Origin of the sequence: Novosphingobium sediminicola, from assembly GCF_014196525.1 — a bacterium.
In the GTDB taxonomy this organism is placed as follows: Bacteria; Pseudomonadota; Alphaproteobacteria; order Sphingomonadales; family Sphingomonadaceae; genus Novosphingobium; species Novosphingobium sediminicola.
Genome location: NZ_JACIDX010000003.1, coordinates 117760 through 130313 on the forward strand (window position 1 = coordinate 117760; position 12554 = coordinate 130313).

Below are 12554 nucleotides of genomic sequence, written 5' to 3' on the forward strand. Positions count from 1 at the left end.
AAGCAGCACATCGATCAAAGCAAAACATTTGCGGGGTGACATTGAAATGTCACGGAATTGACCAACCCCTGTCATCCGCATCGTCGAAAGGCGCCTTACGAATCATAAGGGGGTCTTGTTCGATGTTGTCTTCACGTTTGCTCGCGGCCAGCGCTTTGGCCGCGATTGTCGCCGCTTGCCCGCTGCACGCCGAAACCGCGCCTGTGGCCGATGTTGCCGCTGCGGAATCCGATGGTCTGGAAACGATCACCGTCACCGCGCAAAAGCGTAAGGAAGACCTGCAGACCACGCCGATCTCGATCTCGGTGCTGACGGCCACGGGGCTGGAAAACCGCCATGTCACCTCGCTGCTGGATCTTGGCGATGGCGCGATCCCCAGCCTCAAGGTTGCGCCTTTCTTTTCGCGGCCGGGCGCGCTGATCGTCAACATTCGCGGCGTGGGCGTGCTTTCGGACTCGAACCAGCCCGCGCGCGATCAGGGCGTGGGGGTCTATGTTGACGGCGTTTATCAGGGCCGCGCGCAGGGTCTGGGCACCGCGCTGTTTGACGTTGAAAACATTGAAGTTTTGAAGGGTCCGCAGGGCACCCTGTTTGGTCGCAACACCGAGGGCGGCGCGGTCAATATCGTGACCAAGAAACCCAGCGGCAAGCTGAAGATGAACGCCACCGCAGGGGTCGGCAACTATGGCAGCAACAAGGCCGAGATCCACCTCGACCTGCCCGAATTCGCCAATATCTCGCTGAAGATCGACGCGGTGAAGGCGCAGCGCGATGCTTTCGTGAAGAACCCGCTGCAAGGCCAGATGGGCTTCAATTCCTATGACAAGCGCGGTTTCCACGTTGAGGCGCTGTGGAAGCCCGTCGCCAATTTCACCGCCGACCTGTCCTATGACAATTCGCATGACGAGACGAGCACGCTCTATCAGCAGCAGATCTCGGCAGGCACCGGCCTTCCCGCGTCGAGCAGCGGCAGCGCCGCCGTTCCGGCGAACCTGACCGCCGCGCTGTTCAAGCTTGAGCCGCATCGCGCCTCGGTGGCTGCCGTCGGCGTGCCGCAGCAGCCCAGCGTGGGTCAGGCCGAAGGCTTCCGCCTTGGTCTGGAATGGCAGGTCGCGCCCCATCTCAGCCTGCGTTCGATCAGCGCCTATCGCGACATGACGCAGACCCAGTATGACAATGGCTCGGCCAGCACCTCGATGCAGCAGGGCTATACCTCGACCGCGACCTTCGCCAATTTCGCCTTTGGCCGCTACAGCCTCGCGCCCTTCCGCCAGAATCAGGTCAGCCAGGAAATTCAGGCGGTTGGCGAATTGCCCCGCCTGAAATACCAGGCCGGCGCGCTCTATTATGTCGAGCGCGTGCAGGACAGCGCGCAGGCTTTCAACACCGTGCAGTTCACCGATGCGGCGGGCAGCGCCTATACGGTGCTGCCGCTGGACTACAGCAAGCAGCTGATCCAGCGCGCCAGCCACGTGAAAACCACCAGCACCGGCGTCTATGGTCAGGCGACCTATACGCCCCCGGTGATGAACGATGCAGCCCATCTGACGGTCGGCGCACGCTGGACCAATGACAAGAAGAACGGCAGCCTGTTCCTCGTCAATGGCGCTGCGCCGATCGTGCCGGTCAATGGCGTGAACGTACAGGCGCCGGTGCTGCTCAACGCTTCGTGGTCGCGGGTCGATCCGCTGGTCAACCTGTCGGTCGATGCCTCGCGCGATGTGCATCTGTATGGCAAGTGGAGCACCGGCTATCGCGCGGGCGGCGCCAATTCGCGCTCGCTGGCCTACCGCTCGTTCAATCCTGAAACGGTTTCGATGTTCGAAATCGGCGCCAAGACCGAATTTTTCGACCACCGCGCCCGTTTCAACGTGGCCGCCTACACGGGCAGCTACAAGAACATCCAGCTCGATTTCAGCGGCTTGTATGAAGACGTTGTCAATGGCGTGCGCGTGGCGACCACCCGCACCACTACCGACACCGTCAATGCGCCCGGCACCGGCCATATGAAGGGCGTCGAGGCCGAGCTGACGCTGGCCCCGGTCAAGGGCCTGACGCTCAGCGCATCCTATGCCTATAACCATGTGTCGATCCCGGCCACGGTCAATCCGTTCCCGCAGACGGGCGGCGTGTTCATCACCGTTCCCGTGCCGATCTATCAGGTTTATACCCCTGAACATTCGGCCAGCGGCTCGCTCGATTATGAAATGCTGCTGGGCGCGGGTGATACGAAGCTGCGCTTCCACCTCGATGGCAATTATGACTCGGGCTATTACGCCAATTACACCGACTCAAACTATGACACGGTCAACCGTTCGGTCCGCTTTGCTCAGCCCAAGGGCGACGCAGGGCTGGTGTTCAACGGCCGTATCGCTCTGGCCGACATCGAGGCGGCCAATACCGGCGCCAAGGTGACCATCGCCATCTGGGCGCGCAACCTGTTTAACGAAGAACACATGTTCTACAAATCGGGCAGCGCGCAGGCGGGTGTCAGCGGTTTCTTCAACGATCCGCGCACCTTTGGCGGCGAAATCAACGTCAAGTTCTGATGAAAACGAAGGGAATGGCCATGCGTCACCGCGCTTCTTTCGCTTTGCTGGGCGCTTTGGCGCTGGCTTTTCCCTCCAATCCTGCGTTGCAGGCGCGGCCCGTTGAGGCCGCGCCTGTTGCCGCCCCTGCGGGTATCGCGCCCTCGCGCGTGGTGCCTTTGCAAGGCGGGCGCAATTTCCGCGATCTGGGCGGTTATCGTACCGGCGATGGGCGGATGGTCAAATGGGGCCTGCTCTATCGTTCGGGTTCGATGACCGGGCTGACCGCCGATGATTATGCCTCGCTGGAAAAGCGCGGCATTCGCGTGGTCTGCGATCTGCGCTCGACCGCCGAGCGTCAGGCAGAGCCGGTGAACTGGCCCCATGCGGGAACCCCGCGCGTGCTGGCCGATGATTATGGGATGGATAATGGGCAATTCCTGCCCAAGGGCGACCCGCGCCAGTTCACCGCCGATCAGGTGCGCGGCGCGATGGCCTCGTCCTATCCGCGCCTGCTGACGCAATTCAACAGCCAGTATCGCCGCATGTTTGGCGAATTGCTGGCGGGCCATGCGCCGCTCGCCTTCAACTGCTCGGCAGGCAAGGATCGCACCGGCATCGGCGCGGCGCTGATCCTGACGGCTCTTGGCGTGCCGCGTGAAACGGTGATTTCCGATTATATGCTCTCGAACCAGACGCTTGACCCGGCTAAGCTGATGGGCGGCAAGGCGATGGCCAACAGCCCCTTTGCCGCGCTGCCGCCTGAGGCGCTCAAGCTGTTGGTGGGCGTGGACCGCTCCTATATCGAGGCGGCCTTTGCCGTGATCGACGCGCATCAGGGCGGGGCGATGGGCTATCTGCGCGATGAACTGGGCCTTGGCGCCGGGGAAATCCAGCGCCTGCGGGGCCTCTATCTGACTCGCCGGTAATTCAGGCAGGCACCACGCCGGGATGGCCGCGTTCGACGGCCAACCGGCGATAGGTGCTTATCGCGCCATCGGGGCGGGTTACGTGGTCGATCACTTTGAGATCGGCATGCCAGACATCGCGCCCCACATCGCACAGGACATAGCCGCGCCGGTCGCACACCGCCTTAAGCGCGCGATTATGCGCCAGCGCGTGGCGACTGTGCATCGTGTCATCGCCCTGACCATCGGCACCCGATGAAATCGAGGTGGCGAGAAATTCGCTGGCGACGACTTTGTCCGGGTTTCGGGCTGAACCCTGATCCTGCACCAGATCGCCCGCGTAATGCAGATGCGCGTCGCCGCTGACCGTCACGACATTGCCGGGGCAGGCGCGATCGATATGATCCAGCAAACGGCGGCGGCTATGCAGATAGCCTGACCAGCGGTCGAGATTATAGCCCTGCGTCCCCGTAGCCTTATCCGCCAGCGACAGGTGCATCAGCATCACCTGCTGCGCAATCAGGTTCCATCGCGTGTCCGAACGACTCAGGCCATTGAACAGCCACGCCTCCTGCTCCGCGCCCAGCATGGTGCGGCGAGGATCGGCCACCTCCGGCGTGATCGGCGCATAATAGGGGCCGGGGATTTGATCCGAGCGATGCTGACGCGTGTCCAGCACGAAGCCATTCAGCAGATCGCCATAGCGCGCGGTGCGGTGCATCACCATGCGCGGCCCATCGGGCATCGCCCGGCGGCGCAGCGGCATATGCTCATAATAGGCCTGAAACGCGGCGGCGCGGCGATAGAGAAAGACCTCTGGCGGTGTGCCGTCCTGATCTACCGCATCGGCCCAGTCATTATCGACCTCGTGATCGTCGAAACTGACCCAGAAGGGCGCGGCGGCATGGGCGGCCTGCAAATCGGCGTCCTGTTTGCCCAGAGCATAGCGGCGGCGGTAATCGTCGAGCGAGATCGGTTCGGGCGCATTATGCCGCCGCGCGCGGGGATAGGAATGGCCCTGAAGGGTGATGGTGTCATCGCCCTTCTCATTGGTTTCATAGATATAATCGCCATAGTGGAAGATGAAATCCACCGGCTCTGCGGCGATATGGCGCCATGCTGTGTAGTAGCCATGCTCGTAATGCTGGCACCCCGCCACGGCAAAGCGCAGGCGATCCAGCCGCGCATGGGGCAGGGGCAGGCTGCGGCTGCGGCCGGTCGCGCTGACATGGCCCGCGATGCGAAAGCGGTAGAAATAGGGTCGGTCGGGGCGCAGGCCGCCCACCTCGACATGGACGCTATGGGCCAGTTCGGGGCTGGCCAGAGCCGTGCCTTGGGCCACCAGAGCCGCGAAATTCTCCGCCTCGCTCACCTCCCATTGCACCAGCACCGGGGCGGGGGCCATGCCGCCATGGGGTTCATCGGGGCGCGGGGCGATGCGGGTCCAGATGACAAAACCATCCACCGCCGGATCGCCCGATGCCACGCCCAGCGTGAAGGGATAATCGGCCAATTTCGGATTGGGATCGACATTGCGCGGCCATGCGCCCGCGATTCCCGCCAGTGGCAGACCTCCTGCCGCCAGCCCAGCTTTGAGCATCCATGCCATCAGGCGGCGGCGGTCAAAAGGTCTGCTCATAGCTTGCGCCCTTAGAATGAGGTGCGGATACGCAGGCCAAAGCTGCGCGGATTGCCGGGATAGCCCTGAACCAGGCCGGTCGATTTGGTCAGGCCCAGCATATTGATATAATAGGTTTTGTTCAAAATATTGTCGGCCCAGAGCTGAACGTCGATCTTGCCGCCGCCCGTCCGCACCCCGGCCCGCGCATTGACCAGCGCATAGGGTGCGATCCATGCCGAAGGATCAAGCGTGATCGTGGTGTTCTGGGCTGAGCGCCAGTTGACATCGACCAGCCCATAGACCTCGCGATCGCCCCCGATACGGTGCGTGGCGTCCACCGAAACATCGCCGGTCCATTTGGGCGCCCATGCCACCTGCCGCCCGGTCAGATCGCACGAGGTTGCCGTGCTTTGCGCCGGGCAGACCGAGTTGGTGAAGCTGGAATAATAGGCATGGTTATAGGCGATAAAGCCCTTGGCGTGCAGGCCCAGCGGCAACCACGCCTCGCTTTCCAATTCCACGCCGTTCGAGGTGAGCGAGCCGACGTTGGAAAGGAATTTGATCGCGGTATTCCCCACACCCACGGCCTGATTGGCCTGATAATTGCGGACAACCGTGTGATAGGCCGTCAGGTTGATCGTCAGATGGCGCTCGAACCATTCACTCTTGATGCCGCCTTCAAAGGAATCGGCGGTTTCGCCCTTCACCGTCTGTCCGCCGCCAAGGGCGATCACCTGCGCGATGCTGCTGTCCGGGTTGCTGCTGTTGACGGGCAGGAGATTGAAACCCTTGGACTTATAGCCGCGCGCATATTTGGCATAGAGCATCACCGCGGGGGTCACGCGGTAATTGATCCCTGCCTCGCCCGAGAGCGAGGAGTCGGATAGACGCTGATCGACGCTGCCCAATTGTGCATTGGCCCCGCTGGAGGACAGCGCGTTGATTTGGGTCTGGCTCAGATTGCCCGCATTCGACGCGACCCAACCGGCGTAAAATTCCGAGCGCTGTTCCCACGTCTGGCGCAGGCCGAGGTCGATGGACAATTTACGCGCGGCATCGGGGTGGATCGTCGCATTGGCAAACAGCGCCTGCGTTTCGGTGTGGAACACCGCGTGGCTGGCAAAGCCGAGGCCCGCCACCGCATTGGCATAGGCGCCCTGCGCCCAGGTCTTGCCGCCCGTGGTGGGGAAGGCCGTGGCCGAAGGATTGGCAGCCCAGATGTAATATTGGTCGCCAAAGCGGATGCGCGAATCCACCGCCAGTTGCTGGGCCGAGAAGAAGCCGCCGACCGTGGCCTCAACCACGCCGCCCTTGGGCGTGGCCCAGCGCAATTCGCCGCTTTCCTGCTGGACATTGTTGCAGGAGCCATAGTCCTGGATGGCGTTGAGCTGCGTGTAGTCATTGTCATTGTTGGTCCAGCATTTCCAATGTTCCCACGCGGCAATCGCGGTGATCGTGCCCGCCTTGCCCAGATTGTAATCCACCGTGGTGTTGGCGCTGTAGAAATCGGTGCGGGCGTTGAGAGGCGAATCGATATTGACCGCGCGGGCCGAAGCATCGCTGGTGTTCAGAGTATAGCCCGCCGCGCTCATGCGCGCCTGAAGCGCGGCCGGGTTGTAGATCGACACGGCAATCGGCGACATTGTGTTGAAACCCTGATGGTTCCATGTGCCGATCACGCGGATCGAGAGCTTGTCATTGGGCGTGGCCAGCACTTGCAGGCGCAGACCCTCGCCTTGCCGGGCGTTCTGATAGGCGCCGTTATAGAGGTTTTTGTAATTGCCGTCGGTCTGGCTGTAATAGCCTGAAAGGCGCATGGCGATCTTGTCGGCCACGATCGGGCCCGACACGCTGCCCTTGATTTCGCGCAGGCCTTGATTGCCCACTGCGCCTTCAAAGGCGGCCTCGGGCTTGAAGCTGGGCGCCCTGGTGTTGATGATGACGGCGCCCGCCGTGGTGTTCTTGCCAAACAGCGTGCCCTGCGGGCCGCGCAGCAGTTCGACATCGGCTATGTCATTGAAATCGGCGCTGACCATGCCCTGCCGCGCGGTATAGACGCCATCGACAAAGATGCCGACCGAGCCGTCGATGCCGTCGGTGTTGAAGCCATTGTTGCCGATGCCGCGAATGCCAAGGTTGAGCTGCTTGGGATTGGTCAGATAGACCGAGAAGGCGGGGAATTTGGCCTGAAAATTGGTGAAATTGGCCATGTTCTGATTGGACAGTTCCGCCCCCGACAGGGCGGTGATGGCAATCGGCACAGTCTGGGCGCTTTCGGCCCGCTTGCGCGCCACCACGATGACATCGCCGCCGGGGCCGGCATCGGCATTATCGCCTTCTGCGGCCCATGCGGGCGTGGCAAGGGCGAGCAGCGAGGTGGAGGCAAGCACGAGGGCGAGGCGGACAGGCGCGCGGCGGCGAAGATGAAGCATGACGACCCTTTCAACGCCGATGCCTCAGGAAGGATGCGATTGCGAGGCATTGGCAACAGGGGGCGAATGCCTTGGATCTATTGTGGTTTTATGACAGCGCCGCCGTGATCCTGCCGCGCCTTGCGGTTGATCCTGCCACTGCGCTTTTTCATCCATATGACAATGCCGGTGATGCAGAGCATCGTCACCATCGCCCCGATCATGCTGACCGCGATGCGCCATGCCGTGCCGCCGACATGGGCGGTGTGCAGCGCCTCTACCCATGTGGTGAAGGTGTTGGCGCCGTGCCGCCCGGTGGGGATGCGCGTGGCGCGCAAGGCCCCGCTGTCGCCGTCAAAGCCGACGAAGCTGCCCCCGCCGTGGTGCGAAATATCGGCGCTGGAGGTGAAACCATAGACATAGGCCCCGGTTGCCGGAATATACCAGAGATAGCGCTCGCCATCGCTGCGCAGGGCCAAATGCCCGCGCGCGGCCTCGGCGCGGGCCAGCGCCTCGCCGCGCGAGAGGGCATCGTCAAAAGACAGGCGCGGCCTCCAGCGCGGCGCGGGCAGCAGGGCCGATTGATAGACCGCCCCATCATCCACCCCGCCCAGCGCCTGCATCACCGGACCATAGACCTGCGGCAGGTTGAACGAGACGCTGGACACCGCAAAGACCAGCAGCAAGGGCCAGATCCACAGGCCCCCCGCGCGGTGCAGGTCGAAATTGAGCTTATAGCTTGAGGCGCCCCACCGAACCGCCCATGCCGGGGCCCAGCGGGCAAACCAGCCTTGCCGTGCGGGTGCCTTGGTCACGACCGGCAGCGTGAGATAAAAGCCGACAAAACAATCCAGCACCCAGACCAGTGCCGCCAGCCCAAAGGCCAGCAGGCCCCATTTCCCCAGCGCCAGACTGTAATGCAGGCGATAGGTAAAGGGCATCAGGTTCTTAAGCCCTTGCGTGATATTGCCCCACTGGCGGCGGCCCAATTCAGCGCCCGTATAGGGATCGACGAAAAGATCATCCCATTGGGGCGCATCGGCGCGGTTCAGGCCGGTTTTGGGATCTGGCCATGTCAGATAGAGGCGCAGCGAATGGCCTTCTTCCACCGCCATGGGTACATAATCGATCCGCGCGCCCGGATAGCGCGCCAAAACTCGCCGTCGCAATTCCAGTGTGGAAAGCGGCACGGCGCCGGGCGAGGGCGGGGCAGCCAGTTGGATGTCGGGTGCGGCGGCAACTTCCAGCTCGTCGATCCATGACAGGAAAATGCCGGTAAACCCCGCCACCGCCAGAAACAGCGCCAGCGTCAGCCCCGCCCAGCGATGCGCCACGACCCAGAATTGCCGCCCCATGGCTTAGAACGCCACCGTTACCGTGCCCGATACGCTGCGCGGGGCGGCGTAAAAGCCCTGACCCCATTTCAGACTGCCCAGATAATGCACATTGCCCACATTGCGCAGGTTGAGGCTGGCGCGGACATGGGGCGCGACCTGTGCGCCCGCCATCAGGTCGAGCACGGCATAGGATTTCTGGGTGATGACGACAGGATCACTGACCACACCATAGGCCACGACCGCGCTGTCGGTGGTGCGGATGTCATTTTGCCAGCGCAATTGGCCGCCGAATTTCAGATCGTGGAAGGTCGGGATCGTGTAGGTGCTGGCCATCTTGAACGATTTGGTGGGCAGGTAGGTGCGGGTGGGGGCGCCGGTCTGGTCATGGACCTCAAGGCCGGTATAGCCGCCGCTGATCGACCATTGCGGGGTGATCATGCCGGTCACTTCCAGTTCGAACCCGCGTGAGGTCGTGTCCACGCCCCGATAATAGGTGGTGCCCACCCGGCCCGCATCGCCCACGCCGAATACGCCCGCCGCCTCAGCCAATCCGGTCTGGCGCGCGCGGAAAATCGCCGCACTGGCGAACAGACGCTTGTCGAACCATTCGGTCTTGATGCCGCCCTCAATGCTGGTGCCCTTGGCCGGGTTCAGGCGGACATTGTTGGCGTTCACTTCCTTTTGCGGGTTATAGATGTCGGTATAGCTGGCGTAGAAAGAGATGTTTTTGGTCGCATCGAACACAAGGCCCGCATAGGGGCTGAGCGCGGAATTGCGGCGGGTCTGATCGACATCATAAGAGGTGCCCGATGAGCGCAGCCAGATCGCGCTGGCCCCGAAGACGCCCTTCAGCCGGTCGGTGAAATTGGCATGGATCGCGCCATAGACGCGGGTCAGCGTGTCGCGGCTGTCTTCGGACAGGACCTGCGCGGCATAGCCGCCTTCGGCCGGATAGATGCCGTTGACCGCCCAGTCCGTGACCGAGGCATAGGCCGGATAGGAGAGCGTCGATTGCGAATATTCGCGACCGTGCATCGTGGCATGCGACACGCCCAGCGAAATCTGATGCTCGCGGCCAAAGAGTTTGACCGGGCCGGATGCCTGACCGTCGAACAGGTTCTGGTCATAGGGCGAGCGGTAGATCCCCGGCCATGCCCCATTGCCAAGGCCCGTGGCGGCATCGGCATAGCCATAGCCATAGAGCAGCTTGGCGTTCGAATCCCGGTGATTATAGGTATAGCGCCCGCGCGCCTGCCAGCCATTGTGCCCCTTCCATTCCAGTTCGGCAAAGGCGGTCTGGTCGGTGATGTTCCAATAGGTCCATGGCGCCGACGTGCTGGCCGAGACGGGATAGGAGACCCGCGTGCCATTGGTATAAAGCAGCGGCAGCGAGCCCCACAGCACACCGCGCGCGTTGTTTTCCTGGCGCGTATAGCCGGTGTTGAGGGTCAGTTCGGGCGTGAAATCATAAGAGAGCAGCGCGCCGTAAACATTGCGGTTCACATGGTTGTAGCGCAGATAGGAATCGCGCTGGTCATGGGCGTAGATCAGGCGGATGGCCAACTTGCCATCCTTGGTCAGCGCGCCCGAAACATCGCCATCCACGCGCCACTGATTCCAGCTTCCGCCTTGCGCATTGGCTTTGACGTGGAAGTCCTTGGTCGGACGCTTGCGGACATAGTTGATCGTGGCCGACGGATTGCCGATGCCGGTCAGCAGCGCATTGGCGCCGCGAATGGCCTCGACCCGTTCGTAAAGGATCGTGTCGATGTCGCCATAGGAAATGCCCCAACGCAGCGGCAGGCCGATGCCGTCGATCTGGAAATTGGTCACGTCAAACCCGCGTGAGGTATATTCGGTGCGGTCGGTTTCGACGCGCTCGACATTGATGCCGACCGCCTGGGCCAGCAGGTCATTGACATTGGTGAGGGCGAAATCCTCGATGCGCTGGCGGTCGATCACGGTGACCGACTGCGGCGTTTCGCGCAGTGTCAGGGAAAGGCCGGTTGCCGAAGGGGTTTCGCGCTGGGCGCTGCCGGTAACGACGATGGAGTTGGCATCCTCGGCATTGTCCGCCGCGTTTTCTGCGGCAAGGGCAGGGGTGGCAAGTGCGCAAAGGGCAGCGGTGGACAGCAGGGCGAGACGCAGGGACATGGCAACCTTTCGGGGAGATTATCTGTTGCCGCGACTCGCTATTGCAACTCACTCTCAATTTCAAGATTAATTATGCGGGCGCAGAAAGGCACCGCCCAAGATCAGGTCGTTATGGAAATAGCTGGGAAATTTTTGATGCCTTCGTTCAGGCCGGGGCAGGGCCCACCGAATCGCGCAGGATCAGTTCGAAGCCGAGCTCAAGCTGGCGCGCGCCATCCTCACGGTCGATCATCATCAGCGCAGCGGCCTCGGCCATACCCTCAATGGGCTGAAAAACCGTGGTCAGATAGGGCCATGTCGTGCGCGCGACCCAACTGTCGTCGAAACCGCAGACCGACACATCGCGCGGCACCGACAGGCCAAGCTGGCTGCATGCCACCATAACGCCTGCGGCCGAATCGTCATTGGTGGCGAAAATGGCGGTGGGGCGTTCGGGCGCAGACAGCAATTCGCGGCCCGCATGGATGCCCATTTCAAAAGCAAAGCCGCCCACCGCCTCGGTGATGATGATCGATGGGTCGATCTGATGCAGCCTTTCGACAAAGCCCTTGCGGCGGGTATGGGCCGCGCCATGTTCGCGCGGGCCGTTAGCCAGACCGATGCGTCGGTGGCCGTTCTGATAAAGCAGATCGGCGATGCGCGCGGCGGCTCCGGCATCGTCGATCGTGACCGAAAGCGAGCGCTCCGCATCGATAAACGGCGCAAGGCGGGCATAGCGCGCGCCGTAAGCCTCCAGCACGTCGAGCACACGCGGATCGTCGCTGATCGGCGGGGTCAGGACAAAGCCGTCGCAGCGCGCATTGCGGAAAATTGCCTCCAGCGCGGATTGCAGCGCGGGCGTATCGGCGCTGGTGTCGATGGAATCGATGCGCAGGTGATATTGGCGCGCGACGCAGGCGCGATAGGCCCCCGCCAGCACTTTCATCGTGTAATTCGGGCTTGGGTTGTCGAACAGCACGCTGATGGTGAAACTGCGCGCGCCCGCCAGCGAGCGCGCCGCCGTATCGGGCACGTAATTGAGCGCGGCGATGGCGGCCTCGACCTTGTCGCGCAACTGGGCCGAGACGTGGGGCTCGTTGTTGATGACGCGCGACACGCTCTTGATCGCCACGCCCGCCACTTTGGCCACATCGGCCATGGTGGCGTGGGCGCGCGGGACAATGTCATGTCTGGTCTGGGTCATCATGCCTTTTTTCCGGCAGCGGCAGGTCTCCGCCCATCGGGCAAGAGCGCTGATCCGGCCTTGGTGTTGCAGTTTTGTTGTGGTGGCCCTGTCCCGATTGTCAAGCATGCGTGGAAAGGATTCGATGGGTGCTCTTGCTGCATTTGCGCTGTGCGGGTGCAATGCGGGGGTGAGGCGCAATCGATCACAAAAGTTAGTGTGAATAGCAATGCGGAACGCGCCGTTTTGGCGCGCCGCAAAACGGCTGGAGCGGAATTTTTGGTTAAAGATCACAAAAAATATCAATGTAAAACAATTGAATATTCTAAACAGGAAATATCCCTGTGCCCGCGAAGCCACACAAAAATCCTATTGCAAGGCCCTGCTTGACAGCGATGTCTGATTGAGGGACCAAGATAGACGAAACGACATG

The 12554-nt window shown here is 62.2% G+C and carries 8 protein-coding genes; 3 read left to right on the top strand and 5 right to left on the bottom strand.

The features are described from left to right. Positions 1–122 precede the first annotated feature (122 nt). The gene (locus tag GGR38_RS04765; protein WP_183623234.1) at positions 123–2549 is read left to right on the top strand and encodes a TonB-dependent receptor; all 2427 of its coding nucleotides are present in this window, start codon (positions 123–125) and stop codon (positions 2547–2549) included. A 20-nt stretch (positions 2550–2569) separates the two neighbouring features. Next, on the top strand, positions 2570–3457 hold the full coding sequence (locus tag GGR38_RS04770; RefSeq protein WP_183623236.1) for a tyrosine-protein phosphatase: 888 nt from the start codon (positions 2570–2572) through the stop codon (positions 3455–3457). 1 nt (position 3458) lies between these two features. On the opposite strand, the gene GGR38_RS04775 is transcribed toward GGR38_RS04770, so the two are convergent. From GGR38_RS04775 to GGR38_RS04795, 5 genes are all read right to left on the bottom strand, one after another. Then, positions 3459–5075 carry an alkaline phosphatase D family protein gene (locus GGR38_RS04775; protein ID WP_183623239.1) on the bottom strand — a complete coding sequence of 539 codons (1617 nt, stop codon included), beginning with the start codon at positions 5073–5075 and terminating at the stop codon, positions 3459–3461. Between the two features lie 11 nt (positions 5076–5086). Next, entirely contained in the window at positions 5087–7489 is a 2403-nt protein-coding gene (locus GGR38_RS04780; protein ID WP_183623241.1) for a TonB-dependent receptor, read from the bottom strand. Positions 7490–7566: 77 nt separating this feature from the next. After that, the gene (locus GGR38_RS04785; protein WP_183623243.1) at positions 7567–8823 is read right to left on the bottom strand and encodes a PepSY-associated TM helix domain-containing protein; all 1257 of its coding nucleotides are present in this window, start codon (positions 8821–8823) and stop codon (positions 7567–7569) included. Positions 8824–8826: 3 nt separating this feature from the next. Next, entirely contained in the window at positions 8827–10959 is a 2133-nt protein-coding gene (locus GGR38_RS04790) for a TonB-dependent siderophore receptor (RefSeq protein ID WP_183623245.1), read from the bottom strand. A 145-nt stretch (positions 10960–11104) separates the two neighbouring features. Beyond that, positions 11105–12142 carry a LacI family DNA-binding transcriptional regulator gene (locus tag GGR38_RS04795; RefSeq protein ID WP_183623247.1) on the bottom strand — a complete coding sequence of 346 codons (1038 nt, stop codon included), beginning with the start codon at positions 12140–12142 and terminating at the stop codon, positions 11105–11107. On the opposite strand from GGR38_RS04795, the gene GGR38_RS04800 reads away from it, so the two are divergent. Beyond that, on the top strand, positions 12125–12511 hold the full coding sequence (locus tag GGR38_RS04800) for a hypothetical protein (protein ID WP_183623249.1): 387 nt from the start codon (positions 12125–12127) through the stop codon (positions 12509–12511). The two genes, GGR38_RS04795 and GGR38_RS04800, sit on opposite strands and share 18 nt — an antisense overlap. Positions 12512–12554: the final 43 nt, after the last annotated feature.